Genomic DNA, 26,466 nt, shown 5'->3' on the forward strand with positions numbered 1-26,466 from the left:
TGGCCCGGCCGCTGCTGGTCGGCAGCGACATCTATCGCACCTCGCGCTACGGCACGCGCCACCCGCTGTCCATCCAGCGCGTCTCGCCGACCATCGACCTTGCCCGCGCGCTGGGCTGGCTGCCCGACGAGGCCTATGTCGAAAGCCCGCGGGCGACCGTGGCCGAGCTGACGCGCTTTCACGACCCGGCCTATGTCGCAGCCCTGATGGAGGCCGAGCGCACCCAGCGGGCCGACGCCGAGCTGTGCCGCCGCCACGCCATCGGCTGCTCCGGCAACCCGGTCTTCCCCGAGGTGTTTCGCCGCCCCGCCACCTCGGTCGGCGCCAGCCTGGAGGCGGCGCGCCGGCTGCGCGACGGCGGCATCGTCTACAACCCCGCCGGCGGCACCCACCATGGCCGGCGCGACCGGGCGAGCGGCTTCTGCTTCTTCAACGACCCGGTGTTGGCGATCCTGGCCTTCCAGGACCAGGGCTTGGGCCGCGTGCTTTATGTCGACCTCGATGCCCACCATGGCGACGGGGTGGAGGACGCGTTTGCCGAGGATGACCGCGTGCTGACCATCTCGGTCCATGAGGAGGGGCGCTGGCCGCACAGCGGCCTCCTGGCCGACCGGGCGGGGGGCATGGCGCGCAACCTGCCGGTGCCGGCCGGATTCCACGACGACGAACTGGCCGCCATCGTGGCCGGCGCCATCCTGCCGCTGGGCCGGGCGTTCGGCCCGCAGGCGCTCGTCATCCAGTGCGGCGCCGACGCCCTGGAGGATGATCCGCAGAGCCGCTTGTCGCTCTCCAACAATGCGCTCTGGGCGGCGGTCGCGGCGCTGGCGCCGCTGGCCCCGCGCGTCCTGGTGCTGGGCGGGGGCGGCTACAATCCGTGGTCGGTCGCGCGTTGCTGGGCCGGGGTGTGGGCCACCCTCAACGGCCTTGCCATTCCCGACCGCCTGCCGCCAGCGGGCGAGGCGGTGCTGCGCGGCCTGGAATGGAACCACAGCCGCGGCCGCAACCCGCCCGACCATTGGTTCACGACCCTGGCCGATCCGCCGCGCGGTGGCATCGTGCGGCCCCAGGTGGAGGATGCCATCGCGGCAACCCTCGCCAGTGCCGTGCCGGTCGGGTAGAGACTGGGTTCCATGAAGACCTGGACCCGCCGCGGCGTGCTGGCCGCAATCGTCGCCGCCCTGGCCGCGCCCGCCGTGGCGCAGCTTGTCGGCTTCTCGACCTCGCCGATGACGATCGAGACCGCCGACGGCCGCCGCCATGCCTTCACGGTGGAACTGGCGCTGACCGACGCGCAGCAGACGCAGGGGCTGATGTATCGCCGGTCGCTCGCACCCGACCGTGGCATGCTGTTCGTCTATCCGGTCGATGCGCCCTTGGCCATGTGGATGAAGAACACCTACATCCCGCTCGACATGCTGTTCCTGCGGGCGGACGGCACCATCATCAACATCATCGAGAACGTGCCGCCGCAGACGCTCGACAGCCGCCCGTCCGAGGGGCCGGCGCGGGGTGCGGTGGAACTGGCGGCCGGCACGGCCGCGCGCCTGGGCATCCGTGCCGGCGACCGGGTCATCCACGAGCGTCTGGGCGGGCGATAGCGGCCTCGGGGCGGTCCTCGCAATCGCGCGCGGGCGGGCGCAGAATGGGGGCATGATGCGCCTCGTCCCGATCGCCTTCGCCGCCCTGTTGTCGCTGGCCGCCTGTGCCGGCAACAGTCAGACCCCACCTGCCGTCGACGTCGCCATCGCCGACGACGAGACCGTCACGGCAGCCCTGTTCGAGGCGATCCGCGACCAGCCGCCCTTGCTGCAGGCCTATGTCCGCCGCCTGCCCAAGGGGGCCGACCTGCACAACCACCTGTCGGGCACCGTCTATGCCGAGAACTATCTCGGCCAGGCGGCGCGCCGGGGCATGTGCTTCGACCGGGCGCGCAACAGCCTGGTCGAGCCCAAGCCGGCCTGCGATGCGGCGCGCGGCCGGCCGCCGGTCGCCGGTGCCGACGGCGCCCTGCGGGCGGTGATGATCGACGCGCTCTCGATGCGAAATTTCGTGCCGGGCGACGCGGCGGCATCCGGCCGCGACCAGTTCTTCGCGACCTTCCCGCGCTTCGGGTCGGCCAGCGAGGATTGGGGGCCGATGCTGGCGGAGGCGGTGCGCCGCGCCGCCGACAACGGCGTCCTCCACATGGAATTGATGATCTCGCCCGACCGGGGCCGCTCGCGCGCCGTCGGCCGCGGGCTGGCATCGGCCTGGACCGGCGACCTGGCCGCGTTCGAGGCGGCGGTCGCACCCCAACTCGACCCGCTGCTGCCGGCGATCCGCGCCGACCTCGACCGGGCCGAGGCCGAGCAGCGCCGCATCCTCGCCTGCGACACACCGCGGGCCGAGCCCGGCTGCGCGGTCACGGTGCGCTACATCGCCCAGGTGGTGCGGCTGTTCCCGCCAGAGCAGGTGTTCGCCCAGACCGCCATGGCCTTCCGCATGGCCGCCGCCGACCCGCGCATCGTCGCCCTCAACTTCGTCGGCGCCGAGGATGACGGCGTGGCCTTGCGCGACTATCGCCTGCACATGCGCATGATCGGCCATCTGCGCCAGCGCTACCCGGACGTGGCCGTGGCGCTGCATGCGGGCGAGCTGGTGGCCGGCATGGTCCCGCCCGAGGACCTGCGCTTCCACATCCGCGAGGCGATCGAGGTGGCCGGCGCCCGGCGCATCGGCCACGGCGTCAGCATCATGCACGAGGACGACGCCATCGGCCTGCTGGAGCTGATGGCGCGCCGCGACGTGCTGGTGGAGATCAATCCGTCCAGCAACGCGGTCATCCTGGGCGTCGCCGGGGCCGACCATCCGCTGCCGATCTATCGCCGTTTCGGCGTGCCGGTCGCCATCTCGACCGACGACGAGGGCGTGGCGCGCAGCGAGATCACCCAGGAATACATCCGGGCGATCCGCGACTTCGACCTCGACTACGACGACCTGAAGACGATCTCGCGCGACAGCCTGACCTATTCGTTCCTGCCGGGCGCCAGCCTGTGGGTGGGAGAGGATGCGCGGACCTATGTCGCGGCCTGCGAGGGGGCCGATCCGGCAGCGCCGCCGCCGGCCGCCTGCGCCGCCTTCCTGGCGGGCAGCGCCAAGGCCGCCGCGCAATGGCGGCTGGAGCAGGCGTTCGACCGTTTCGAGGACGGCGTGCATGACGACGTCTCGCGCCATCCCCACCTGTTGCAGCCGGCGGCGGGCGCGGCCGCCCGATGATCTTCGACACGGACGACCGCGCGCCGGTCACCCAGACCACGGTGCTGCCGTGGAGTGCGGTCGTCCGGCTCGACATGATCTTTCCCGATGGCGAGGCGGTGGCGACCGGCGTGCTGATCGGGCCGAACGACCTGCTGACGGTCGGCCATGCCGTCTACATCGAGGAATATGGCGGCTGGGCCACGGCCATCTATGTCACCCCCGGCCTGAACGGGGCGTCGGAGCCGTATGGCACGGCCGTCTCGGTCGCCTTCCAGGTCGACCAACGCTGGATCGACAACCAACCGTTGGACGCCCCGCTCGACCCCTTCGCCTTCGACTATGCCCTGGTCACGCTCGACCGGCCGCTGGGCGACGTCGCCGGCACGCTGCCGGTCGGCGTCCTCGACAACCCGGTGGGCGTCGCGGTCGAGGCGGCGGGATACCCGGCCGACAAGGGCTATGATTTCCTTTATCGCACCACCGGCACGGTGGACGAGATCGAGCCCGAGGCGCTGCTCTTCACCGACGACCTCGACCTCAGCGCCGGGCAGAGCGGCTCCCCGGTCATGGTCTTCGGCGGCGATGGCGGGCTGCCGACGGTGGTGGGCCTGATCTCGTTCGACTACGAGCTGCCGCCCTATGCCAACGGCGTCCTGCGCATCACGCCCGAATATCTGGAGACGATCCAGCACTGGGCCGCCACCAACGACGCGACCCAGGGGGCGGACTGGATCGAGGGCGGCGGCGGCGGCGACCTGTGGAACGGGCTGGGCGGGGCGGACACCATCCTCGGCGTCGGCGGCGCCGACACGATCCATGGCGGCCAGGGCGACGACGAACTGAACGGCAATCTTGGCGATGACCTTGTCCATGGCGACCTGGGGGCGGATTTCGTCCGGGGCGGCCAGGGCGACGACACCGTATTCGGCGATGCCGGCAGCGACTGGCACGTGAACGGCAACATCGGCTTCGACAGCGTCCTGGGCGGGGCCGGCGACGACCACGTCTTCGGCGGCCAGGGCGACGACACGCTGGATGGCGGCAGCGGCGCCGACACGCTGTCGGGCGATCGCGGCAACGACCGCCTGACCGGCGGCGAGGGAGCCGACCATTTCGTCTACCGCAGCGGCGGCGGGTTCGACACCATCACCGATTTCGCCTTCGGCAGCGACCGCGTGGCGCTGGAACTGGATGCGGACGGCCGGATCGACGGCGTCTTCGTCGGCTCGGCCGCGGCCCTGGCCGGCATGGTCGTCGACACGGGCGGCGGCGCCCTCCTGCCGCTGACCGGCCCGGCCGGAATCCTGTTCGTGGGCGCAGTACACAGCCAGTTCAGCGCGGACGACTTCCTGCTGGTGTGACGGGTGCCGGCAGCAGAGGCGGCTGCGCCATGAAGCGTGGCCGGGTGCCGCGATGGGGCTGGGCCGAATGGACCAGGAAGGGATGGCACAGATAGACCGTGCCGGCCGGGCCGGTGGCCAGCGCCTCCGGCCGTCCGGAGGACTCGGCAAAGCCGGTGGCCGCCAGTTCCCGCAGGGTCAGCCCGGCTTCCCCCGCCGGGGCCAGCCGCCGGGCGATGTCCGCGTGCGAGCCGACGCGCAGCCGGGTGGGCGCGTCGTCCGGGCCGACGTCGGAGAACAGGAACAGCATCAGCAGCGCGCGGCCCCTGGAGGCGGCGTTGGCCCGCCATTCCATGAAGTCCGGATGGTCGTAGGCGAAGCTGGGGTCGATGTGCCAACCCGTGTCGCCGGGATCCTCGGGTGAGGGGAAGCGCACCGGGAAGGTGCCGAGCGCACCGCAAGGCAGCCAGCGTCCGGCTCCGACCAATTGGTCGAAGGCGGCGTGCAGCACGGGCGTGTTGGCCGCCTCGCGGAACGGGGCCTGGCTGTACATGCCGAGCCGGATGACCGGCCGGGTCCAAGTCGCGGGGTCGTCCGGATCGCAGCCGGTGTCACGCCACAGGATGGCGCGCCCGGCATCGGCCAGCGCCCGGGGAAAGGCCTCGTCGATGCGGACGAAGCCATCCCGGGCGAACTGCTGGCGCAGGATGTCTCCCGCCAGGCCCAACCCTTACTCCGCGGCGGCCGCGTGGGCCTTGCGTACTGGCAGCTTCCAGTCGGGCCGGATGAAGTGGCAGGTGTAGCCGTGCGGGATGCGCTGCAGGTAGTCCTGGTGCTCGGGCTCGGCCTGCCAGAACGGGCCGGCGGCGGCCAGTTCCGTCACCACCTTGCCCGGCCACAGGCCAGAGGCGTCGACGTCGGCGATGGTGTCGAGTGCCACCCGCTTCTGCTCGTCGCTGGTGTAGTAGATGGCCGAGCGATAGCTGGCGCCGCGGTCGTTGCCCTGGCGGTTGGGCGTGCTCGGGTCGTGGATCTGGAAGAAGAACTCCAGGATGCGGCGATAGCTGGTCCGGGCCGGGTCGAAGACGATCTCGATGGCCTCGGCGTGGGTGCCGTGGTTGCGATAGGTGGCGTTCGGCACGTCGCCGCCGGCATAGCCGACGCGGGTCGAGATCACCCCCTCCTGGCGGCGGATCAGCTCCTGCATGCCCCAGAAGCAGCCGCCGGCCAGCACTGCGCGTTCTTCGGTCATCGGATATCCTCCACCTGGTCGAGATAGGCCCCGTAGCCCTTCGCTTCCATCTCGTCGCGGGGGACGAAGCGCAGCGAGGCCGAGTTGATGCAGTAGCGCAGGCCGCCGCGATCGCGCGGCCCGTCGGGAAAGACATGGCCCAGATGGCTGTCGCCGAAGCGCGAGCGCACCTCGGTGCGGACCATCCCGTGGGTGACGTCGCGCAGCTCGGCGACGTTGGCGGGCTCGATCGGCTTGGTGAAGCTGGGCCAGCCGCAGCCGGACTCGTACTTGTCGGCCGAGGCGAACAGCGGCTCGCCCGAGACCACGTCGACATAGATGCCGGGCGACTTGTTGTCGAGATAGGCGCCGGTCCCCGGCCGCTCGGTGCCGTTCTGCTGGGTCACGCGGAACTGCTCGGGCGACAGGCTGGCGATGGCCTCGGCGCTCTTGCTGTATTCGGGCACGTCCTTGCCTCCTTCGGTTGCCGGTGTCGGGACCGCTTGCCTGCGGTCGCTTCATGGCCGTGAATGTGGCCTTGCCAGGATCGCGAAACAACCGTGACCATGGCGTCACGCCCTGCGGAGGAGCCGGCCCCGTGTCCCTTTCGCTTTATTTTCATCCACTTTCCTCGTTCTGTCACAAAGTGCTGATCGCCCTCTACGAGAACGGGACGGCGTTCGAGCCGTGCCTGGTCAACCCGGGCGATCCCGAGGAGCGCGCCCGCTTTCTCGCGCTGTGGCCGGCCGGAAAGATACCGGTCCTGCGCGACGCGGCCCGCGACCGCACGGTGCCCGAGACGACCGTCATCATCGAATACCTGGAGCAGCACTATCCCGGTGCCCGGCCGCTCCTGCCGGCCGACCCGCAGGACCGGCTGGATGCCCGGTTCTGGGATCGCGTCTTCGACCTGCATGTGCAGGTGCCGATGCAGAAGATCGTCGGCGACCGCCTGCGGCCCGAGGGCGAGCATGATCCGCGGGGCGTGGCCGAGGCCAGGGCCGCCCTCGACACCGCCTATGCCATCCTCGAGCGGCGGATGACCGGCCGCACCTGGGTGGCGGGCGAGGCGTTCGGGCTGGCCGACTGCGCGGCCGTGCCCGCCCTGTTCTATGCCGGCATCCTGCAGCCCTTCGCGGGCAAGCACCCCCATCTGGCGGCCTATTTCGAGCGCCTGGCCGTGCGTCCGTCGGTCGTGCGCGTGATCGACGAGGCCAGGCCCTGGTTCCAGTATTTCCCGTTCCGGGATTCGATGCCCGAGCGCTGGCTCCGATGACCGGCGCGGCAGGGGATTCGGCCCCGCTGGATGCGCTGCTGGATGCGGCGGAGCAGGGGGATGCCGCCCGCCTGCGGCATCTCCTCAATGCGCATCCCGACCTGATCGACGCCCGCAGCGGCGATTTCCAGCAGCAGACCGCGCTCCACAAGGCGGCCTGGCGCAACCACCCTGCCTGCGTCCGCCTGCTGCTCGACCGGGGCGCGGCGGTCGACATCCGGGACGGCGCCGACAACGCGCTGGCCCTGCATTTCGCGGCCGAGGCGGCCGACCTGGCCGTCGTGCGCGTGCTGGTGGAGGCGGGGGCCGACGTCGTCGGGGCGGGCGACGACCACCAGCTTGGCGTACTGGGCTGGGCCACCTGCCTGGGGTGGGTGCGGGAGGATGTTGCGGACTACCTGCTGGCCAAAGGTGCCCAGCTCGACCCCTGGTCGGCCGTGGCGCTGGGGCGGGTGGAGGCGGTGCGAGGGTTCCTGGCCGGCGACCCGGCCCTGGTGGCCGCCCGCATGAGCGCCAGCGAGCATCGGCGCACCGTCCTGCATCATGCCGCGGCAAAGGATCGGCCGGCCGTCGTGCGTCTGCTGCTGGATGCCGGGGCAGACCCGAACGCGACCGATCTGGCCGGCGCCACGCCGGTCGCGACCGCCGCCCGGGAGGGGGCGGGCGAAAGCGTCATCGCCATGCTGTTGCAGGCGGGGGGACGGCTCGATTTCGCGGCTGCCGTCCATCTCGGCCGGCACGAATTGGCCGAGGCGATGCTGCGCGACAGGCCTGGCCGCATCGGCCCCGACGGCGAGGACACCATCGTCCTGCATCTGGCCGTGAGCCGGCGCAAGGTCGAGGCCGTGCGCTGGCTGATCGAGCACGGTGTCGCGGTCGATGCCAAGCGCGTGCTGTGGGACTGCAACCACACGGCGCTGCATTGCACGGCGGCGGACGGCTCCGTCGACATTGCGCGGATGCTGCTGGACGCTGGCGCCGACCCGGGCGTTCGCGACGACAAGTATGGAAGCACGGTCCTGGGCTGGGCCGATTTCTGCCGCCAGGCCGACGTCGCCCGCCTGCTGCGCGAGCGGGGCGTGAAGGAATAGGCGCTTTTCCGCCCCTATTGACTCCGACCCCCGTTCGGTCGTTTCTGATAAGAACAAATCAGGAACATAGGATGGTTGCAAGACCCACTCTCCCGGAAGCGCTGCGCCGCAGCCTGGCCGGCTGGACCAGGCCGCCCGCCATCGGCGGCAACGGGCTGGTGGCGCTGGGCGCGGCGTCGGTCGATGCCTGGCTCGGCGGCGGCATTCCGCGGGCGGCCCTGCACGAGGTGTTCGCCGAGCGCACCGCCGACGTCGCCGCCGCCACCGGCTTTGCCCTGGCCATTGCCTTGCGGTCGGGTGCGCCGGCAGCCGGGACCCTGACCGGGAAAGGGGAGGGGGCGGCCGATCCTGTGGGTGCGGCAGGACTTCGCCGAGGTCGAGGCGGGGGCGTGCATCCGCCGGGGCTGGCCGAACTGGGCCTCGATCCCGGCCGCATCCTGCTGGTGCGGGCCCGCGACGGGGCGGCCGTCCTGCGCGCCGCGGCCGAGGGCGCGCGCTGCCCGGCCCTGGCGGCCGTCCTGATCCAGCCCTGGGGCGAGCCCCGGCTGCTCGACCTGACGGCTACCCGCCGCCTGTCGCTGGCGGCCGCCGGCTCCGGCGTGCTGACGGTGCTGCTGCGCGCGGCGGCCACCCCCGCGCCCAGTGCGGCGGCGACGCGCTGGGCGGTGCTGCCGCTGCCGTCCCATGCGGGCGAGGGCGATGCGGCGGAATGGGCCAATGCCCCCGGCCGGCCGGCCTTCGCCATCCGGCTGCTGCGCCATCGCGGCGGCGTGGCCGAAGGGGAATGGCGGGTGGAGTGGAATCGCGACCAAGGATGCTTCGAGGATGGCACCGCACCAGACGCCCGGCGCGACAGACCCGCGCCGCTACCTCGCCCTGTGGTTCCCCTTCTTCTCGACCGACCGGCTGCGGCGGGAAAGGCAGGGCGCCTCCGCCGCGCGGGATGACCGGCCGCTGGCCCTGGTGCAGACCGTGGGCAGCGCCCTGCGCCTGGTGGCGGTGGACCGGGCGGCACTGGGCCTGGGCCTGGCCCCCGGCCTGACCCTGGCCGATGCCCGCGCCCGCATCCCCGACCTGGCGGTGGCCGATGCCGACCCGGCGGCCGATGCCCGCCTGCTCGACCGCCTGGCAGCACTGTGCAGCCGCTGGACGCCGCTGGTGGCGCTCGATGGTGGGGACGGGCTGCTGCTCGACATCACCGGCTGCGCCCATCTGTTCGGCGGCGAGGCCGCCCTGCGGGTCGCGGTCTGCGGCCGGCTGGCGGGCCTGGGTCTTGCCCTGCGCGCCAGCATCGCCGGCACGCCGGAGGCCGCGCGCGCCCAGGCGCAGTTCGGCCGCGCCACCATCGTCCCCCCGGGCCGCGACGAGGGCGCCGGCCGCCGCCTGCCGATCGCGGCCCTGCGCCTGGAGGCGGATGCGGCCGTCGCCCTGTCGCGCGCGGGGCTGAAGCTGCTGGGCGACCTGGCCGACCGGCCGGCGGCGGCGCTGGCCGCGCGCTTCGGCGCGGGGCTGGTGCGCCGGATCGACCGCGTGCTGGGACGCGAGGACGGCCGCATCACGCCGGTGCGGCCGCCGCCTGCCTGCATGGTCGAGCGCCATTTCCCCGAGCCGCTGATGCAGGCCGATGGCATTGCCGGGGTGCTGGAGATCCTGCTGGTGGAAGTGGCGCGCCTGCTGGAGGAGCGGGGGGCGGGCGGGCGCGTCTTCGAGGCGAGCTTCTTTCGCACCGACGGGGCGGTCCGGCGCCTGGTGGTGGAGACGGGGCGGCCTTCGCGCGACCGGGCGGCCGTCCTGCGCCTCTTCCACGAACGGCTGGACGGGCTTGCCGACCCGCTCGATCCCGGCTTCGGCTTCGACGTCATCCGCCTGGGGGTGCCGGTGGCCGAGCCGTTGGCGCCGGCCGCCCCCGACCTGGACGGGCGCGCGGTCGAGCGGGAGGCGGTGGCCGACCTGGTCGACCGCCTGGCCACCCGTCTCGGCCGCGACCGGGTCCTGCGCTTCGTCGCCCGCGACACCCACCATCCCGACCGCGAGGCGGGGCTCGTGCCCGCCGTGGGCGGCCCGCCACCCGGGCTGGCGGTCGCCTGGCGCCCGGCCGAGCCCGACGAGCCACCGACCCGGCCGCTCCAGCTCTTCGACCCGCCGCAGCCGATCGAGACCATGGCCGAGGTGCCGGACGGCCCGCCGGTGCGTTTTCGCTGGCGCCGCGTGCTGCACCAGGTCGCCCGGGCCGAAGGGCCGGAGCGCATCGCCCCGGAATGGTGGCGCGACGGCATGGACGCGCCGACGCGCGACTATTACCGCGTCGAGGATGCCGAGGGCCGCCGCTTCTGGGTCTTCCGCGAGGGGCTATATGCCGGCACGGGCGAGCGGCCGCGCTGGTTCCTGCACGGGCTCTTCGCCTGATGCCGCCGCCCGACATCCGCTATGCCGAGCCGGTGGCGGCCAGCAACTTCTCGTTCCTGCGCGGCGCCTCGCACCCGCAGGACCTGGTGGCGACGGCCCTGGCGCTGGATCATGCGGGCATCGGCATCGCCGACCGCAACAGCGTGGCGGGCGTGGTGCGCGCCCATGGCGCCCTGGAGGAACTGCGCCGCGAGGGCGCCGTCCCGCCCGAGAAGGTGCGCAACGGCTCGTCGCCCGGCGAATATGACTGGATGCCGCCGCCGACCGCCGAGGCGGGGGCGACCAATGCCGAGCCGGAGGGGTTGGCCCCGGCTGCGGCGGCCCTGCTGCGCCAGCGCGCGCTGGGTTTCCGGCTGGCGGTCGGCGCCCGCCTGGTCTTTGCCGACGGCACGCCCGACATCGTGGCCTATCCCGAGAACCGCGCGGGCTGGGGCCGGCTCTGCCGCCTGCTGACGCGCGGCAACGGGCGGGGGCGCAAGGGCGAATGCATCCTGGCCCTCGACGACCTGACGGCCGTCACCGACGGGCTGCTGCTGGTCGTCATGCCCGGCCGCCGGCTGGAGCCGCTGCCGGCCTTGCTGGAACGGCTGGACGAGGTTACCCCGGGCGCCCTGTGGCTGGCGGCCAGCATGCACCGGCGGGGCGACGACCATCGCCGGCTGGCCCGTCTGCGCCGGCTGGCCGCCGCCCGGCGGCTGCCGCTGCTGGCGACGGGCGACGTGCTCTATGCCACGCCCGACCAGCGCGACCTGCAGGACGTGCTGAGCTGCATTCGGGAGGGCACCAGCGTGACCGCTGCCGGCCGCCGGCTGGAGGTGAATGCCGAACGCCACCTGAAGCCGCCGGCCGAGATGGTGCGCCTGTTCCGCGATGCACCCGAGGCGGTGGCCGAGACGATCCACTTCTTCGATCGCATCGGCTTTTCGCTGGGCGAGCTGACCTATGAATATCCCGACGAGCCGGTGCCCCCCGGCTGGACGGCGCAGGCCTGGCTCGAGGAACTGACCCGGCGCTGCGCCCGGATGCGCTATCCGGCGGGCGTGCCCGACAAGGTGCAGGCGCTGATCCAGGGCGAGCTGGCCCTGATCGCGCAGCTCGAATACGCTCGCTATTTCCTGACCATCTACGACATCGTCCGCTTCGCGGAGGGCAAGGGGATCCTCTGCCAGGGGCGGGGGTCAGCCGCCAATTCGGCGGTCTGCTTCGTACTGGGCATCACCGCTGTCGATCCCGAGCAGAACGACGTGCTCTTCGCCCGCTTCATCTCGGCCGAGCGGCGCGAGCCGCCCGACATCGACGTCGATTTCGAGCATGAGCGGCGCGAGGAGGTGATCCAGCACATCTACGCGCGCTATGGCCGGGAGCGGGCGGGGATCGCCGCCACCGTCATCCGCTATCGCCCGCGCAGCGCCATCCGCGAGGTCGGCCGCGCGCTCGGCCTGACCGAGGACGTGACCGCGCGCATCGCCGGCATGCAGTGGGGCAGTTGGGGCACCGACATCCCCGACGCCCAGGTGCGCGAGGCCGGGCTCGACCCCGCCAACCCGACCATCCGGCGGGCCGTGTCCATGGCCATCCGCCTGCTGGGTTTCCCCCGCCACCTGTCGCAGCATGTCGGCGGCTTCGTGCTGACCCGCGGCCGCCTGGACGAGATCGTGCCGATCGGCAACGCGGCGATGGCCGACCGCACCTTCATCGAGTGGGACAAGGACGACATCGACACGCTGGGCCTGATGAAGGTCGATATCCTGGCACTCGGCATGCTGACCTGCATCCGCAAGGCGTTCGACTTGCTGCGCCGCCATGCCGGCATCGACATCGGCCTGGCCGAGGTGCCCAAGGAGGACCCCGTCGTCTACGACATGCTGTGCCGAGGCGATTCCCTGGGCGTCTTCCAGGTCGAAAGCCGGGCGCAGATGAACATGCTGCCGCGCCTGAAGCCGCGGGAATTTTACGACCTCGTCATCCAGGTGGCGATCGTCCGCCCCGGGCCGATCCAGGGCGACATGGTCCACCCCTACCTGCGGCGGCGCAACGGGGTGGAGAAGGTGGAATTTCCCTCGCCCGCACCGCCGCACGACCCGGACGAGTTGCGCAACGTGCTGCAGAAGACCCTGGGCGTGCCGCTGTTCCAGGAGCAGGCGATGAAGCTGGCCATGGTGGCGGCCCGCTTCACCGATGCGGAGGCCAACGGCCTGCGCCGCGCCATGGCGACCTTCCGCAACCTGGGCACCATCGGCGAGTTCGAGACCATGATGGTCGACCGCATGATCGAGCGCGGCTATGCGCCGGACTTCGCCCGGCGCTGCTTCGAGCAGATCAAGGGTTTCGGCAGCTATGGCTTCCCGGAGAGCCATGCCGCCTCCTTCGCCAAGCTCGTCTACGTCTCGTCCTGGATCAAGTGCCGGTACCCGGCGGTCTTTGCCTGCGCCCTGCTGAACGCCCAGCCGATGGGCTTCTACGCCCCGGCCCAGATCGTCCGCGACGCCCAGGAGCATGGGGTCGAGGTCCGGCCCGTCGACATCAACCGCAGCGACTGGGACAACACGCTGGAGACCGTGGCCGATGGCAGCCTCGCCCTGCGCATCGGCTTCCGCCAGGTCGACGGGCTGCACGAGAAGGACCTGCTGAAAATGGTGGCCGGGCGCGGTGCCGGCTATGCCGGCGTCGAGGCGCTGGTCCGCCGCGGCGGCCTGCATGGCGGGGCATTGCGCCGGCTGGCCGATGCCGACGCCTTCCGCTCGCTGGGTCTCGACCGGCGCCAGGCCCTATGGGCGGTGCGCCGCCTGCCGGACGACGCGCCGCTGCCGCTGTTCGCCGCCGCCGACGCGCGGGAACTGGGGGACGAGGCCGACGCCGCCCTGCCGGAGATGGCGCTGGCCGAGCATATCGTGGCCGACTACCAGACCCTGCGCCTGTCGCTGAAGGGCCACCCGATGGCGATGCTGCGCCCGGTCTTCCAGGCCGAGGGGGTCGCAACCTGTGCCGAGACCAGCGGCGGGCGGGACGGGGTCCGGCTGCGCACGGCCGGCGTCGTCCTGGTGCGCCAGCGGCCGGGCAACGGCAAGGCCATCTTCATCACCATGGAGGACGAGACCGGCGTCACCAACATCGTCCTCTGGGACCGCGACTTCGAGCGCTTCCGAAAGGAGGTGATGGGCGGCCGCCTGCTGGTCGTCGAGGGCAAGGTGCAGAAGAGCCCGGAGGGCGTCGTCCACCTGATGGCCGAGCGCGTCTTCGACCGCACCGCCGAACTGGCCCGCCTGTCCGAAAGCCACGCACCCAGGATCACCTTGTCGCCCGCCGACGAATTCCTCCACCCCCAATACCCCCGCGGCGGGCACCCCCGGAATGTCCGCATCCTGCCGAAGTCGCGGGATTTCCATTGATGGCCGCTACCGCGCCACGCGGAAGGTCAGGTTGATGCGGATGGCGCCGGTGGCCGGATGGGTGCCGTCCTTCATCGGCGCCACGCCGTGGAAGGCCAGGCGCGACGGGCCGCCCCAGACGACGACGTCGCCATGGTGCAGCGGGATGCGGCGGGGCCGGTCGGTGCGGCGGTCGCCGCCGAAGAGGAAGGTGGCGGGCAGGCCGAGCGAGACCGAGACGATGGGGTGGCCATAGTCGCGTTCGTTGCGGTCCTGGTGCAGCGTCAGCCGGTCGCCGGGGCGATAGCGGTTGACGAGGCAGGCGTCGGGCACGAAGCCGGGATAGCCGGCGGCCTGGGCGGCATCGGTGGCCAGCGCGCGGAAGGCTCCGGGCATCGCCGGCCAGGGCCGCCCGCCATCGGGGTCGATGGCGTCGTAGCGGTAGCCGCGCCGGTCCGATACCCAGCCGGCCGGGCCGCAATTGGTCATGGCGACCGACATGGTGAAGCCGCCCGGCGTCACCATGTGCCGGAAGGGTGCTGCCGCTGCGACCTGCTCGACGCCGGCCAGCAGGGCTTCGGCGACGGGCAGGGCATGGCCGCGCAGCACCGTGGCGCCGGCGGCCAGCGCCTCCTGCGGCTCGGCGAAGAGGTCATGCATCGGCCAGGCTCGGATGCAGCACGGGGCGATATCCGGCGGCCATCGTGCGGACGATCGACGGCGGGGTGAGAAGGACCAGCCCGCCCGGCAAGGTGGAGGCGGGTTGATAGCCGGCGGCCGCCCACCGCCAGGCCCGGCCGCCGCGCAGGAGGAAGGCGGCATCGCCGGCCGCGACCATCGTGCCGTCCGGCAGCCCGGCCGGCGGGCCGGGCAGGGGGTGGCGGCGCTTGGCGCGCCCGTCCAGGCGCTCGGCATGCAGGGCCAAATCCATCGCGTCGGCGCCGGGCGGCGGTCCGCCATGGGCCAGCGCCCATGCCGCCTGGAACGCACGGGCCTCCGGGCGGCGGCAATAGAAGCAGGGGCGGTGGCCGGCCGAGAACGCGGTCGCCTCGTCCAGGAAGAACAGCTCGGTCCAGCTCTGCCGCCCCATCACGGGGCGCCGCACGCCCTTGAACGCGCAGAGGCAGACGATCCAGCGCCGCGAGGTCCAGCGGCGCGGCAGCAAGGCCCGCCGCTCGGGATCGTGGATGATGCCGCGGTTGCCGGTGAAGAGCCCGCGCTCGGGGATGGCGACGATCTCGCCGTCCGGCAGGACGCGGTTCTGCAGCGGCATCGGCGCGGGCCCGGTCAGCCGAGCCGCTGGAGGATCGCCATGGCGGCGGCCGGGTTGGCCACCTTGTGGCCGCTGATGACATAGAGGAACACGTCGCGCGGCCCCTGGTCCTTGGCGGGTGGCCCGACCAAGTGCAGACCATCGGGCACCTCGCCTTTGGCCCAGGCCCGCGCCCGTTCGGCCCAGAGGTCGAGGGCCGCCGGGGCATAGCCCGCCGCCGGCCCCTCGGTCGTGCCCATGATGCGGGCATAGACGAAGGGTGCCGTCGGGTCGGCGATCTGGGGATAGTCGGCGTCGCCCGCGACGATGATGGCGACCTTGTGGGCGCGTGCGATCTCGACCGCCTCAGGCACCTGGAAGCTGGGGTGGCGCACCTCCACCGCATGGCGGATGGCGCGGCCCTCGACGCTGTCCGGCAGGAGCTTCAGGAAGGCTGCGAAGTCGTCGGCGTCGAACTGCTTGGTGGGTGCTAGCTGCCAGTTGATCGGCCCCAGCTTGTCCTTCAGCTCCAGCACGCCGCTGGCGAAGAACCGCTCGACCGACTGCCCGGCCTCGGCCAGGACGCGGCGGTTGGTGGTGAAGCGCGGGCCCTTCAGCGCGAAGACGAAGTCGTCCGGCGTCTCGGCGTGCCAGCGCGCGAAGCTGGCCGGCTTCTGCGAGCCGTAGAAGGTGCCGTTTACCTCGATCGAGGTCAGTTGGCGGCTGGCATGCTCCAGCTCGCGCTTTTGGGCCAGCCCCTCGGGGTAGAACGGCCCGCGCCACGGCTCGTAGGTCCAGCCGCCGACACCCACGCGGATCCGCCCGGTCTTCTTCGCCGCCTTGGCCATCGCCCTGCCTCCTATCCCCGCTCGCGTTCGATCGGCACCACGTCCACCTGCCGCAGCCGGCCGCCGCTGACGACCGTCACCTGGGTGCTGCGGCCGATGCGCTCGCCATCCAGCAGCCGGATCAGGTCGTCGGCGCCCGTCACCGCATGGCCGGCCATCGCCACGATGATATCGCGTTCCGCCAGGCCCGCACGCGCTGCCGGCCCGTCCGCGTCAATGCTGGTGACGATGGCGGCCAGGCTGTTGTCGATGCCGACCGCGCGCGCCAGCCGACGGGGTACCGGCAGGGTCTGGGCGCCGATGCCGATGAAGGCACGGCGTACCCGCCCATGCTGCAGGATCTGCGTCAGCACGAAGCTCGCCATGTTGCTCGACACGGCAAAGCAGATGCCCTGGGCGCCCGCGATGACGGCGGTGTTGATGCCGATGACCTCACCCCGGCTCGACACCAGCGGACCCCCGGAATTGCCGGGGTTGAGGGCGGCGTCGGTCTGGATCACGTCGTCGATGAGCCGCCCGGTGCCCGACCGCAGGCTGCGGCCGAGTGCCGACACCACGCCCGAGGTGACGGTCGATTCGAAGCCGAGCGGGTTGCCGATGGCAACCACGAGCTGGCCGCGCCGCAGCGCCTTGGAATCGCCCAGCCGGGCCGCGGCCAGCGTCGCGTCGTGGGTGACGCGCAGGACGGCCAGGTCGGTATGCGGGTCGTCGCCCAGCACGACCGCCTCCACTTCGCGGCCATCGGGCACGGCCAGGCGGACGAGACGGGCACCCTGGACGACGTGGCTGTTGGTCAGGACCAGTCCGTCCGGCGAGACGACGACGCCCGAGCCCGTGCCGCCGCGGCGCTGGGTCGCCTGGTCCGGCGGGGTGGCGACGCGCACTACCGCCGGGCCGACCCGGTCGACCACGTCGATGACGGCGTTGGAATAGGCATCGAGCAGACGGCCGTCGTCGGTGCCGGACGGTGATGCTGGGGCGGCGTCGCCGGCCGCCTGTTCATGGTCGAGGATGTAGGCGAGCCTGGTATCGAACATCTTGCGGGTTCCGGAATGTGTGACCGCCTATCTGGGGTCGCGCCAGGCCCGCCGCCATCCCCAGCCTCCTGGCCCTACCGCCCGCCCTCGGCCTTCAGGCGCGCGATCACGGCCTCGAAGCGATCGGCGCTCTGGCCCCAGCCGTCGTGGAAGCCCATCGCCTCGTGCGCCTTGATGTCCTCTTCGTTCCAATGCATGGCGCCGGCGGTATAGCGGGTGCCGTTGCCTTCCGGCTCGAAGGTGGAGACGCCGACCATGAAGGGCTTGCCGGCGGGCCGCCAGCCGGCGCCGAACGCATCGGTCATGACGATCCGGCGCGGCGCCGTCACTTCCAGGAAGACGCCTTGGTGGGGATATTCCGACCCGTCCGGCGCGCGCATGACGGTGCGCATCACGCCGCCCGCCCGCAGATCCATCTCGCAGACCGGCGTCGTCATGCCGTGCGGCCCCCACCATTCCGGCAGATGCTGCGTCCAGGCGCGGAAGCACAGCTCGGGAGAGGCATCGATCAGCCGGGTCAGCGACAGGTCGAGCTTGGTCTCGGTCATCGTCGTTCTCCTTGGTGCGAGGGGGCGGTCAGGGCTGCAGTTCGACGGCGGCGCGCAGGCTGCCATCCATGTGGAAGGGCACGGATTCGTGGACATGGAAGATCCGCCAGGCGCCCGCCTCTCGGCGGAGCGCCAGGGTCTGGCGGGTCCACACGGACGTGGCCGTGCCGTCACCGTCGACCTTGGTGCCGCCGATGCGCAGGAAACCGTGGCAGACGGCCAGATCGCCGTCCTGGTGGATCACCAGGTCGCGCTGCTCGTACGCGATGTCGCCCCGCCAGGTGGCGAACCAGGCCTCCAGCCTCGACGGGTCGCGGGCGGCAGTCCTGCTGTTCGCCAGTGGCGGTGCCAGGTCGTAGATCACCGGCTCGGCCGCGTGCAGCGCCATCACGGCCGCCGCGTCCTTGCGGCGGATTGCCTGGGCCAGCTTGTCCACTGCCTGTCGGATGTCGTCCCGGTCGGTGGCCATGGAAACTCTCCTGTTGGGTGCGGTCATGCCCCGAGGACGTGCCGGCGCGGGCCCGGCCGACATCCTGCCGGAAATTTTCTCCGCCGCCGCGCGCCGGGCGGATAGGTTGGCGGCCATGATCGCAACCGAACCCATCTCCATCCCCATCGACGGGGCCGATCCCGTCGACGGCCTGTGGCAGGTGCCACCCGACGCCCGTGCCTGCCTGGTGCTGGCCCATGGCGCGGGGGCAGGCATGACCCACCGGGCGATGGCGGCCACCGCCGACGGCCTGGCCCAGCGCGGCATCGCCACGCTGCGGTTCCAGTTTCCCTACATGCAGCGCGGCTCCAACCGGCCCGACCAGCCGGCCGTCGCCCATGCGGCGGTGCGGGCGGCCGTCGCCGAGGCGGCGCGCCGTGCGCCGGAACGGAAGCTGTTCGCGGGCGGCCGGTCCTTCGGCGGGCGGATGACTTCGCAGGCCCAGGCGATCCGGCCGTTGCCGGGGGTGCGGGGCCTCGTCTTCTTCGCCTTCCCGCTGCACCCGGCCGGCAAGCCGGGCGACGAGCGCGCCCGCCACCTGGCCGACGTCGCCGTGCCGATGCTCTTTCTGCAAGGCACGCGCGACGCGCTGGCCACGCTCGACCTGTTGCGCCCGGTGGTCGACGGGCTGGGGCCGCGGGCGAGGCTGCATCTGGCGGCCGAGGCCGACCACGCCTTCCACGTCCCCGCCCGCACCGGCCGCAAGGACGCAGATGTGCTGGCCCAGATCCTGGACGAGGCCGCTGCCTGGATGACCTGACCGCCCCGAGATGAACCGGCCCCCCACCCCCTGCGACGGAGGGGAACGGGTCGGTTCAATTCAAGGGAGGCCAAGATGGCGAACATGGCAGCGGGGATGGCGGATGCCGTCGATCCGACCGGCAACGACTTTCTGGACACCCTGATCACCGGCTACAAATGGTCGGACGATCATCCGGTCACCTTCTACTTCGACGATGGCGCGCTACCAGAAGATGTCTGGCTGGATGCGGCCAAGGACGCGGTCCGCAACGCGCTCTCGACGTTCGAGGACTATGTCGACCTCCAGTTCGAGGAGATCGAGGGCGCAAGCGATGCCAACTTCGTGCTGCGCATGAACTCGATGGAGGAGATCGGCGCGACGGCCCGCTTCGGCTATCCCGATCCCGACGACGACCAGGCGGTCGGCCAGTTCCCGTTCGACTGGGGGCGCTGGACGCCCTGGCACCTCGAGGTTGGCGGCTATGCCTATCACACGCTGCTGCACGAACTCGGCCACGGGCTGGGCCTGGGCCACCCGCACGATTCCGGCGGCCTGAACGAACAGCCGTTTCCCGGCGTCGAGCACGCCGGCCATACCGGCGACGACGGGCAGAACAACGGCATCTACACCGTCATGTCGTATCTCGATCATTCGCAGTTCTGGGCGCCGGTGCCGGCGTCCTCGGACCTGGGATGGGGCTATGCCGGGACGCCCATGGCGCTCGACATCGCCGCCCTCCAGCAGATCTACGGCGTCAACACGACGACGGCGGCCGGCAACAGCACCTACACGCTGCCGACCGTTAATGGCGACGGTACCTACTGGCGGGCGATCTGGGACACCGGCGGGACCGACATGATCCGCCATGCCGGTGCCGGCGCGGCCACCATCGATCTGCGCGCCGCACCGCTGACCGGCGAGCATGCCGGCGGCTACCTGTCCCGCGTCGAGGGCGTGGCCGGGGGCTTCACCATCGCCAACGGCGTCACCATCGAGTTCGCCGAAGGCGGTACGGACAACGACACCATCACCGGCAACGACGCCGACAACGAGATCGCCGGGCGCGAGGGATGGGACTCGATCTCCGGCCTGGGCGGCGACGACCTGCTCGATGGCGGCGCTGGGAACGACACGCTGAACGGCGGCAGCGGCCGCGACACGATGATCGGCGATACCGGCGACGACACCTTTCTGGTCGATTCCATCCAGGACGAACTGCACGAGGCCGCCGGTGAAGGCGTTGACACGGTGATCTCCACTGTCACGCACAGCCTGGGCGCCAACTTCGAGAACCTCCAGCTCGCCCAGTCCAAGACCGCCGACATCGATGGCTACGGCAACGCTCTGGCCAATCAGATCATCGGCAACGGCGACGCCAACGTGCTGGAGGGGCGTGGCGGTGCCGACTTCGTCAATGCCGCCGCCGGCAACGACAGCGTCGACGGTGGCACCGGCGCGGACACGCTGCTGGGCGCGGAAGGCAACGACATCCTCGACGGCGGCGCCGACGACGGCGTCGTGGTCGTCGAGGCGGCTATGGCGACCGCCAGCGGCGGCGCGCGCGGCACCCTCGTCGCCCCGGCGCTCGACCGCGGCATCGGCGATGTCCTGGCCGAGCAGCGCCAGGCGATCGGATCGGCCGGCACTGCCGACTGGCTCCATGGCGGCAAGGGGCAGGACACGCTCTATGGCCGGGGCGGCGACGATCTGCTCCATGGCGACGCCGGCAACGACGCGCTGGCGGGCGGCAACGGCGCCGACTGGCTCGACGGCGGCACGGGCGCGGACAGCATGGCGGGCGAGGGTGGCCACGACATCTATGTCGTCGACACCAAGGCTGACACAGTGATCGAGCATGCCGACCAGGGCATCGACGGGGTGTTCAGCGCGGTTGGCTACACGCTGGGCGCCCATGTCGAGAACCTGGCCCTGACCGGCGGCGCCACCAACCATATCGCCGGCACCGGCAATGGACTTGCCAACTGGGTCGTCGGCAACGACGGCAGCAACGTCATCGACGGGCTGGGCCACGACGACTTCCTCGTCGGAATGGGCGGCAACGATTTCATCGACGGCGGCACCGGCGCCGACATGATCTTCGGCGGCGAAGGCAACGACATCCTCGACGGCGGCACCGACAACGTCATCCAGGACGGGCCTGCCCTGGCGCTGCCCGGCTTCGGTTTCGCCGACAGCCTGTCCGGCGGCAATGGCGACGACATCCTCTATGGCCGCGGCGGCAACGACCTGCTGTACGGCGATGCCGGCCAGGATGCGCTTTATGGCGAGGCCGGGTCCGACACGGCCATGGGCGGAGAAGGCAACGACACGATCGAAGGCGGTGCCGGCGCAGATTCCCTGATGGGCGAGGGGGGCGACGACCAGGTCCTGGGCGGCAGCGGCAATGACCTGCTGCAAGGCGGCGCCGGCAACGACGTCCTGAATGGCGGTGCAGGTGTGGACGAGATGCTGGGCGGCATGGGCGACGACATCTTCTACGTCGACGCCGCCGGCGACAGCGTCGTGGAGGGCGCCGGGCGGGGCACGGACGGCGTGTTCAGCACGATCACCCACACGCTGGCCGCAAACGTGGAGAACCTGGTCCTGCTGGCCTCGGCCACGCCCGACATCGACGGCACCGGCAACGAGTTGGCCAATGCCCTCGTCGGCAACGCCGATGCGAACGTGCTGTCCGGCCTGGCGGGCCACGACTTCCTGGCCGGCTTCGCGGGCAACGACACGCTGATCGGCGGCACCGGCAGCGACGTGCTGGCAGGTGGCGCCGGCGACGACTTGCTGACGGGCGACGACGGCCGCGACCGCTTCGACTTCTCCGGCAAGTTCGGCCACGACGTCGTCGCCGACTTCGACCCCGGCGAGGGCGACCGGCTGGCAATCTCGGGCTACGGTGCGGCGCTGGACCAGTTCGAGGAGCTGAAAGCGTTCGTCAGCGACAACGGCATCGACACGACCATCGACCTGTCGAAGCTGGGCGGCGGCAGCATCCTGCTGGCCGGCTTCACCGGCCTGCAGGCGGGGGACGTGGACCTGTTCGCGTAGAGGGCCTACGCGAACGCCCTCTCGTACGCCTCGGGCTTGAAGCCAACCAGCAGCCGGCCACCGCCGAGGTCGAGGACCGGGCGCTTGATCATCGAGGGCTGGGCCGTCATCAGGGCGATGGCCTTGGCCTCGTCGATGCCGGCCCGGTCGGCGTCGGGCAGCTTGCGGAAGGTGGTGCCGGCGCGGTTCAGCAGGGTCTCCCAGCCGACCGTGCCGGCCCAGCCTTGCAGCAGGGCCGGGTCGGCGCCCGATACCTTGTAGTCGTGGAAGTCGTAGGCGACGCCCCGGCCTTCCAGCCAGGCGCGCGCCTTCTTCATCGTGTCGCAGTTCTTGATGCCGTAGATCGTGACGGTCGCGGCCATCGTTTCCGCCCCTCCCGCTATTCTGCCGCCATCAGTTCGGTCAGAGCGTGGCGACGGTCGCGCGCCGCACCCCCGGCGTCGCGCTGGCCGGGGTCGCCCCAGCCGCCGCCGCCGCCGGTCTGGAGGACCAGCAGGTCGCCGGCCTTCAGCGGGAAATTGTCCTTGGACTTCAGCGGGAAGACCTCGTTCCCGCGATAGACCGTGCAGCTTCCGGTCGTGCCGGCATTGCCGCCGGCCAGGCCGCCGGGGGCGATGCGGAAGCGGTCGGCATAGATCGAGAAGCGCACCCCATCCTTCAGCATCCGGTAGGACCGCTCCGAGCCGTTGCCGCCGCGATGGACGCCGGCCCCGCCGGTGCCGGGCCGCAGCGAGTAGTGCTCGATGCGGAAGAAGTCGAAATCCATGTCGAGCGATTCGACCGGCACGTTGGTGCAGTTGGACAGCGGCCCCGCCACCGCGTCGCAGCCATCGCCGTGGGACGACGCGCCATAGCCGCCATTGTGGATCTCCAGGTAGACGCGGTAGCGCCCCTGGTCGAGGAAGGAGAGGCAGGTGGCGACGGTCGAATCGAAGCCGGGGGCGATCACCCGGTCCGGCACGGCCTGGCCCAGCGCCTTCACCACGGCGTCATAGGCGCGGTAGATCGCCTCCATGCGCGCCCGGACGGGGGCGGGGAAGCGCGGGTTCAGCAGCGAGCCTAGCGGGGCGGTAATCTTGACCGCGCGCAACACGCCCTCGTTGAAGGGCACGTCGGGGCCGGTCAGCACGCCCTTCAGGCAGCCCAGCGTCGACGAGATGGTGGACGCGAAGGGGGCGTTGAGGGCCGTCGCCACCTGGTCGCAGGTGCCGGTGTAGTCGACCTCCATCTGGTCGCCCTTGATGCGCACGGTGGCGCGCACGACCAGCGGCGTATCGCCGATGCCGTCATCGTCGACGGCGTCCTCGCCGGTATATTCGCCATCCGGCAAGGCGGCGATGGCGGCCCGCACCCGCCGCTCGCAATAGTCGATCATGCCGGCCATGGCGGCCTTCACGGTCGCCCCGCCATGGCGCGCGCACAGCTCGTGGATGCGTGCGATGCCGACGCGGCAGGCGGCGAACTGGGCGTTGAAGTCGCCGATGGTCTGGTCCGGCACGCGGATGTTGGAGGCGACGAGCTGCTCGAACGGCCCGCCGGTCCAGTCGCGGTGCAGGTTGTACTTCGACGGCGGGATGATCAGCCCCTCCTGGTAGACGTCCGTCGCCATGACGTTCAGGCCGGGCGCGCCGCCGCCGATATCGAGATGGTGGGCGACCGCGGCCGAGAAGGCGACCAGCTCGCCCTCCCAGAAGACCGGCATGAAGATGAAGACGTCCTGCAGGTGCTGGCCACCATGATAGGGGTGGTTGGAGATGTAGAAGTCGTCTTCCTGCAAGGTCTCGATCGGGTAGCGCGCGGCGCAGCCGGCGAAGGTCAGCGACAGCGAGCCGACCAGCACCGGGATCAGCTCGTCGGACTGGGCGACCGCCTGGCCCGTCGCGTCGAGGATGCCGGTCGAGGCGTCCTTGGCCTCGCGCACGATGGTCGAATAGGCCGAGCGATAGAGCTTGGCGCCCATCTCGCGGGCCGATGCCAGCAGGGCCTGGCCGATGACCGCCTGGTCGAGCGGGGAAATGCCGGAAGCGGGGCTCATGCGGACCTCCTCAGGATCAGGTTGTCGTGGGCATCGGTCGTGGCCGTCCAGCCCGGCGGGACATAGGTGGTGGCGGTGGTGTCGGTGACGACGGCGGGGCCCGCCAGTGCCGCGCCCGATGCCAGCGCCGGGCGCCCAACGCGGGTGGCGTCGACCCAGCGGTCGCCCTCGAACACCTGGATCGCCTCGGCCGGCTCGACCGTCCGGTCGGACAGCCGCAGCGCCGGCACGTCGCCCTGCGGCAGGCGCAGGCGGGCGCGGTAGGAGACGATCTCGACCGCCTTGCCCTTCACCGCGCCATGTTCGTAGATCCGCTTGTGGGCCGCCGCGAAGCCGCTGGCGATGGTGGCCGTGTCGAGCCGGTCGATGGTGGCGGGGTCGACCGCCACGTCGATCTCGTAGGCCTGTCCGACATAGCGCATGTCGAGCGAGAACTCGAAATCAGGCGTGCCCTCCAGGCCCAGCTCGGCCGCCCGCTCGGTCAGTCGCGCATGCAGCCCGGCGAAGGTCTCGCGCACCGCATCGGGCGCCTTGTCGTCGAGCGGCGTCCGGCGGGTGCGGGTTTCGTCCAGCATCTGGTCGGCGACCAGCAATCCATAGGCCGAGATGACGCCCGGGTCGGGCGGCACCACGACCGTCGACACGCCCAGCGCGTCGGCGACGCGGGCGGCGTGCAGCGGGCCGGCGCCGCCGTAGGGCACCAGCGCGAATTCCCGCGGGTCGCGCCCGCGCTCGGTCGAGACGAGGCGGATGGCGGCCACGATGTTGCCGTCGGCCAGGCGCGACGCATCCTCGGCCAGCCCGATCGGGTCGCGGCCGAAGCCAGCCGCGATCGGCGCGAAGGCGGCCGCCGCGGCGGCCGCATCCAGGCTGAGATGGCCGGCCAGGCGCGCTGCCGCGGGCAGGCGCCCGCACAGCACGTGGGCATCGGTCAAGGTCGGCCGCGTGCCGCCCTTGCCGTAGCAGGCAGGGCCGGGGGCGGCACCCGCACTCTCCGGCCCGACGCGCAGCATGCCGCCATCGTCGGCCCAGACGATGCTGCCGCCGCCCGCGCCGATGGTGACGATGTCGACCATCGGCATGCGGATCGGCAGCCCGTCGATCTTGGTCTCGCGCGCCCAGTCGGGCTTGCCGTCGCGCACCAGCGCGACGTCGGCGCTGGTGCCGCCGATGTCGAGCGTGATGATGTCCTTGAAGCCGGACAGGCCGGCCTGCTTCACCGCCCCGGTGACGCCGGCGGCCGGGCCGGACAGCAGGGCGGTGATCGGGTTGTCGCGGATGGCACGGAACGGCACGCGGCCGCCGTTCGACTGCATCATGGTGCAGCGCCCGGTGAAGCCGGCCGCCGTCAGCCCGTCCTCGATGCGGCCGAGATAGCCGTCCACGACCGGCTGCACGAAGGCCGACATGGTGGTCGCCGTCGCCCGCTCGTACTCGCGGAACTCGCCCGTCACCCGGTGCGAGCAGGTGACGCGCAACTCGGGCAGCTCGGCTGCAATCCAGGCCGCCAGCGCCTGCTCGTGCGCGGGGTTGAGGAAGCCGTTCAGCAGGCAGATGGCGACCGCGTCATAGCCGCCGGACAGTTGCGCCTTCAAGGCCGGGCCGACGGCGGCGAGGTCGAGCGGCGCCAGCACCTGGCCATCGCCGGTGATGCGCTCGGCCACGGTGAAGGTATCGGCGCGGGCTGCCAGCGGCTCGGGCTTCTTGTAGAACAGGTCGAAGATGCGGGTGCGGTCGTGGCGCTGCAGCAGCAGGATGTCGCGGAAGCCCTCGGTGACGATGAAGGCCAGTCGCCCGCCCTTGCGCTCCAGCACGGCGTTGGTGGCGACCGTCGAGCCGTGGACGAACTCGCCGATTCCGTCCAGCGCCAGCCCGGATGCGGCCAAGGCCGCGAACGCCCCCTCGTCGGGCCGCGCCGGCACGCTCGGCACCTTGCGGATAGACACCCCGTCCGGGCCGAACGCCACGAGATCGGTGAAGGTGCCGCCGATCTCGACGCCAACTCGATACATCCTGCTCGTCTCCATCGCGAGGGGCGGCGCGCGCCTATGCCCTGGCGCCCCGTGATCCCTGATCTGCCGGAAATGCGCCGGGCTCAACCTGCCCCGGCGCCAAGCGGAAGGTTAGACCCGCGACCGCGTCGATTGAAACTTTTTTCAACGCACGGGCATCGCCGCCGTCGGATGGCCCGTTCAGATGACCAGGTTGTCCAGTTCGGTCACGACCATGAAGTTGGCGACAGTCAGGTTCGCCAGCGGCGTGCCCTCCAGCGTGATCGCGTTGCTGCCACCGAGATTGATGACCGTGTTGCCGCCGATCTCGACGGCCATGGCCAGCACCTGGGCGGCCGTCACCAGCAAGGTGCCGTTAATGGCGCTTTCCGTCAGCAGGACATCGTTCTGGAAGTCGAAATCGACGATGTGGTCGAACCCGTCGCCGGATACCAGCAGGTACCGGTCCCGGCCGCCGCCGCCGGTCATCGTGTCATGGCCGGCCCGCCGATCA

The 26,466-nt window shown here is 71.6% G+C and carries 24 protein-coding genes; 11 read left to right on the forward strand and 13 right to left on the reverse strand.

Translation table 11 applies throughout. The features are described from left to right. Window positions 1–29: 29 nt before the first annotated feature. From STVA_RS09985 to STVA_RS10000, 4 genes are read left to right on the forward strand one after another with little or no spacing between them, the layout of a single operon-like run. Window positions 30–1,118, forward strand: coding sequence for an acetoin utilization protein AcuC (locus STVA_RS09985; RefSeq protein WP_420822831.1), 1,089 nt, complete (start codon window positions 30–32; stop codon window positions 1,116–1,118). A gap of 12 nt (window positions 1,119–1,130) precedes the next feature. Further along, on the forward strand, window positions 1,131–1,598 hold the full coding sequence (locus STVA_RS09990; protein ID WP_123687821.1) for a DUF192 domain-containing protein: 468 nt from the start codon (window positions 1,131–1,133) through the stop codon (window positions 1,596–1,598). Window positions 1,599–1,650: 52 nt separating this feature from the next. Beyond that, window positions 1,651–3,255 (forward strand): adenosine deaminase family protein, encoded by a 1,605-nt coding sequence (locus STVA_RS09995; protein ID WP_123687822.1) that lies wholly within the window; start codon window positions 1,651–1,653, stop codon window positions 3,253–3,255. Continuing rightward, window positions 3,252–4,598 carry a hypothetical protein gene (locus STVA_RS10000; protein ID WP_123687823.1) on the forward strand — a complete coding sequence of 449 codons (1,347 nt, stop codon included), beginning with the start codon at window positions 3,252–3,254 and terminating at the stop codon, window positions 4,596–4,598. Before STVA_RS09995 ends, STVA_RS10000 begins: the two co-directional genes overlap by 4 nt. Here the strand turns inward: STVA_RS10000 and STVA_RS10005 are convergent. From STVA_RS10005 to msrB, 3 genes are read right to left on the reverse strand one after another with little or no spacing between them, the layout of a single operon-like run. Then, on the reverse strand, window positions 4,570–5,304 hold the full coding sequence (locus STVA_RS10005; RefSeq protein WP_123687824.1) for a phytanoyl-CoA dioxygenase family protein: 735 nt from the start codon (window positions 5,302–5,304) through the stop codon (window positions 4,570–4,572). The genes STVA_RS10000 and STVA_RS10005 overlap by 29 nt on opposite strands. A 3-nt stretch (window positions 5,305–5,307) precedes the next feature. Further along, window positions 5,308–5,829: a peptide-methionine (S)-S-oxide reductase MsrA gene (msrA, locus tag STVA_RS10010; RefSeq protein WP_123687825.1), complete on the reverse strand. Its 522-nt coding sequence runs from the start codon at window positions 5,827–5,829 to the stop codon at window positions 5,308–5,310. Then, window positions 5,826–6,275 carry a peptide-methionine (R)-S-oxide reductase MsrB gene (gene msrB, locus STVA_RS10015; RefSeq protein WP_123687826.1) on the reverse strand — a complete coding sequence of 150 codons (450 nt, stop codon included), beginning with the start codon at window positions 6,273–6,275 and terminating at the stop codon, window positions 5,826–5,828. The genes msrA and msrB overlap by 4 nt, the downstream gene beginning before the upstream one ends. A gap of 131 nt (window positions 6,276–6,406) precedes the next feature. Between msrB and STVA_RS10020 the strand changes: the two genes are divergently transcribed. The 5 genes from STVA_RS10020 (at window position 6,407) to STVA_RS10040 (ending at window position 13,970) form a co-directional block, all read left to right on the forward strand. Continuing rightward, window positions 6,407–7,084 (forward strand): glutathione S-transferase family protein, encoded by a 678-nt coding sequence (locus STVA_RS10020; protein ID WP_123687827.1) that lies wholly within the window; start codon window positions 6,407–6,409, stop codon window positions 7,082–7,084. Further along, entirely contained in the window at window positions 7,081–8,175 is a 1,095-nt protein-coding gene (locus tag STVA_RS10025; protein ID WP_123687828.1) for an ankyrin repeat domain-containing protein, read from the forward strand. The genes STVA_RS10020 and STVA_RS10025 overlap by 4 nt, the downstream gene beginning before the upstream one ends. A 71-nt stretch (window positions 8,176–8,246) precedes the next feature. Then, entirely contained in the window at window positions 8,247–9,122 is an 876-nt protein-coding gene (locus tag STVA_RS28655) for an ImuA family protein (RefSeq protein ID WP_142235722.1), read from the forward strand. Beyond that, window positions 9,052–10,581, forward strand: coding sequence for a Y-family DNA polymerase (locus tag STVA_RS10035; protein WP_476692420.1), 1,530 nt, complete (start codon window positions 9,052–9,054; stop codon window positions 10,579–10,581). The genes STVA_RS28655 and STVA_RS10035 overlap by 71 nt, the downstream gene beginning before the upstream one ends. Then, the gene (locus STVA_RS10040; protein ID WP_123687830.1) at window positions 10,581–13,970 is read left to right on the forward strand and encodes an error-prone DNA polymerase; all 3,390 of its coding nucleotides are present in this window, start codon (window positions 10,581–10,583) and stop codon (window positions 13,968–13,970) included. The genes STVA_RS10035 and STVA_RS10040 overlap by 1 nt, the downstream gene beginning before the upstream one ends. Before the next feature lie 6 nt (window positions 13,971–13,976). On the opposite strand, the gene alkB is transcribed toward STVA_RS10040, so the two are convergent. The 6 genes from alkB to STVA_RS10070 all read right to left on the reverse strand — a co-directional run bounded on the left by alkB (window position 13,977) and on the right by STVA_RS10070 (window position 18,103). Then, on the reverse strand, window positions 13,977–14,609 hold the full coding sequence (gene alkB, locus STVA_RS10045; protein WP_123687831.1) for a DNA oxidative demethylase AlkB: 633 nt from the start codon (window positions 14,607–14,609) through the stop codon (window positions 13,977–13,979). Then, complete coding sequence (locus STVA_RS10050; RefSeq protein ID WP_123687832.1) at window positions 14,602–15,222, reverse strand: hypothetical protein; 621 nt, start codon at window positions 15,220–15,222, stop codon at window positions 14,602–14,604. Before STVA_RS10050 ends, alkB begins: the two co-directional genes overlap by 8 nt. Before the next feature lie 14 nt (window positions 15,223–15,236). Continuing rightward, the gene (locus STVA_RS10055) at window positions 15,237–16,049 is read right to left on the reverse strand and encodes a DUF72 domain-containing protein (protein WP_123687833.1); all 813 of its coding nucleotides are present in this window, start codon (window positions 16,047–16,049) and stop codon (window positions 15,237–15,239) included. A gap of 11 nt (window positions 16,050–16,060) precedes the next feature. Beyond that, window positions 16,061–17,086, reverse strand: a complete 1,026-nt coding sequence (locus STVA_RS10060) for a S1C family serine protease (protein ID WP_123687834.1) — start codon at window positions 17,084–17,086, stop codon at window positions 16,061–16,063. A gap of 74 nt (window positions 17,087–17,160) precedes the next feature. Then, entirely contained in the window at window positions 17,161–17,634 is a 474-nt protein-coding gene (locus tag STVA_RS10065; protein ID WP_123687835.1) for an SRPBCC family protein, read from the reverse strand. Between the two features lie 28 nt (window positions 17,635–17,662). Continuing rightward, on the reverse strand, window positions 17,663–18,103 hold the full coding sequence (locus STVA_RS10070; RefSeq protein WP_170216269.1) for a YybH family protein: 441 nt from the start codon (window positions 18,101–18,103) through the stop codon (window positions 17,663–17,665). Window positions 18,104–18,218: 115 nt separating this feature from the next. On the opposite strand from STVA_RS10070, the gene STVA_RS10075 reads away from it, so the two are divergent. Continuing rightward, window positions 18,219–18,884, forward strand: coding sequence for an alpha/beta hydrolase family protein (locus STVA_RS10075; RefSeq protein WP_123687836.1), 666 nt, complete (start codon window positions 18,219–18,221; stop codon window positions 18,882–18,884). A 75-nt stretch (window positions 18,885–18,959) separates the two neighbouring features. After that, complete coding sequence (locus tag STVA_RS10080; protein WP_123687837.1) at window positions 18,960–21,926, forward strand: M10 family metallopeptidase; 2,967 nt, start codon at window positions 18,960–18,962, stop codon at window positions 21,924–21,926. Window positions 21,927–21,931: 5 nt separating this feature from the next. On the opposite strand, the gene STVA_RS10085 is transcribed toward STVA_RS10080, so the two are convergent. The 4 genes from STVA_RS10085 to STVA_RS10100 all read right to left on the reverse strand — a co-directional run bounded on the left by STVA_RS10085 (window position 21,932) and on the right by STVA_RS10100 (window position 26,441). Further along, window positions 21,932–22,288, reverse strand: coding sequence for an ArsC family reductase (locus STVA_RS10085; protein ID WP_123687838.1), 357 nt, complete (start codon window positions 22,286–22,288; stop codon window positions 21,932–21,934). A 17-nt stretch (window positions 22,289–22,305) separates the two neighbouring features. Continuing rightward, window positions 22,306–23,961 carry a hydantoinase B/oxoprolinase family protein gene (locus STVA_RS10090; protein ID WP_123687839.1) on the reverse strand — a complete coding sequence of 552 codons (1,656 nt, stop codon included), beginning with the start codon at window positions 23,959–23,961 and terminating at the stop codon, window positions 22,306–22,308. Next, a complete protein-coding gene (locus STVA_RS10095) occupies window positions 23,958–25,973 on the reverse strand; it encodes a hydantoinase/oxoprolinase family protein (protein ID WP_123687840.1) in 2,016 nt (671 codons plus the stop codon). The genes STVA_RS10090 and STVA_RS10095 overlap by 4 nt, the downstream gene beginning before the upstream one ends. Before the next feature lie 180 nt (window positions 25,974–26,153). After that, window positions 26,154–26,441, reverse strand: coding sequence for a hypothetical protein (locus tag STVA_RS10100; RefSeq protein ID WP_142235723.1), 288 nt, complete (start codon window positions 26,439–26,441; stop codon window positions 26,154–26,156). Window positions 26,442–26,466 lie beyond the last annotated feature (25 nt).

The organism is Stella humosa (assembly GCF_006738645.1).
Classification (GTDB): domain Bacteria; phylum Pseudomonadota; class Alphaproteobacteria; order ATCC43930; family Allostellaceae; genus Allostella; species Allostella humosa.

Bases quoted from the DNA above. Each gene is read 5' to 3' on its own strand.
- STVA_RS10060 (WP_123687834.1), bottom strand. From the start codon at position 17,086: ATGTTCGATACCAGGCTCGCCTACATCCTCGACCATGAACAGGCGGCC.
- STVA_RS10085 (WP_123687838.1), bottom strand. From the start codon at position 22,288: ATGGCCGCGACCGTCACGATCTACGGCATCAAGAACTGCGACACGATG.
- STVA_RS09995 (WP_123687822.1), top strand. From the start codon at position 1,651: ATGATGCGCCTCGTCCCGATCGCCTTCGCCGCCCTGTTGTCGCTGGCC.
- STVA_RS10050 (WP_123687832.1), bottom strand. From the start codon at position 15,222: ATGCCGCTGCAGAACCGCGTCCTGCCGGACGGCGAGATCGTCGCCATC.
- STVA_RS10090 (WP_123687839.1), bottom strand. From the start codon at position 23,961: ATGAGCCCCGCTTCCGGCATTTCCCCGCTCGACCAGGCGGTCATCGGC.
- STVA_RS10095 (WP_123687840.1), bottom strand. From the start codon at position 25,973: ATGTATCGAGTTGGCGTCGAGATCGGCGGCACCTTCACCGATCTCGTG.
- STVA_RS28655 (WP_142235722.1), top strand. From the start codon at position 8,247: ATGGTTGCAAGACCCACTCTCCCGGAAGCGCTGCGCCGCAGCCTGGCC.
- STVA_RS10100 (WP_142235723.1), bottom strand. From the start codon at position 26,441: ATGACCGGCGGCGGCGGCCGGGACCGGTACCTGCTGGTATCCGGCGAC.
- STVA_RS10055 (WP_123687833.1), bottom strand. From the start codon at position 16,049: ATGGCCAAGGCGGCGAAGAAGACCGGGCGGATCCGCGTGGGTGTCGGC.
- msrA (WP_123687825.1), bottom strand. From the start codon at position 5,829: ATGACCGAAGAACGCGCAGTGCTGGCCGGCGGCTGCTTCTGGGGCATG.
- STVA_RS10075 (WP_123687836.1), top strand. From the start codon at position 18,219: ATGATCGCAACCGAACCCATCTCCATCCCCATCGACGGGGCCGATCCC.
- STVA_RS10070 (WP_170216269.1), bottom strand. From the start codon at position 18,103: ATGGCCACCGACCGGGACGACATCCGACAGGCAGTGGACAAGCTGGCC.
- STVA_RS10040 (WP_123687830.1), top strand. From the start codon at position 10,581: ATGCCGCCGCCCGACATCCGCTATGCCGAGCCGGTGGCGGCCAGCAAC.
- STVA_RS10000 (WP_123687823.1), top strand. From the start codon at position 3,252: ATGATCTTCGACACGGACGACCGCGCGCCGGTCACCCAGACCACGGTG.
- alkB (WP_123687831.1), bottom strand. From the start codon at position 14,609: ATGCATGACCTCTTCGCCGAGCCGCAGGAGGCGCTGGCCGCCGGCGCC.
- STVA_RS09990 (WP_123687821.1), top strand. From the start codon at position 1,131: ATGAAGACCTGGACCCGCCGCGGCGTGCTGGCCGCAATCGTCGCCGCC.
- STVA_RS10080 (WP_123687837.1), top strand. From the start codon at position 18,960: ATGGCGAACATGGCAGCGGGGATGGCGGATGCCGTCGATCCGACCGGC.
- STVA_RS10025 (WP_123687828.1), top strand. From the start codon at position 7,081: ATGACCGGCGCGGCAGGGGATTCGGCCCCGCTGGATGCGCTGCTGGAT.
- STVA_RS10065 (WP_123687835.1), bottom strand. From the start codon at position 17,634: ATGACCGAGACCAAGCTCGACCTGTCGCTGACCCGGCTGATCGATGCC.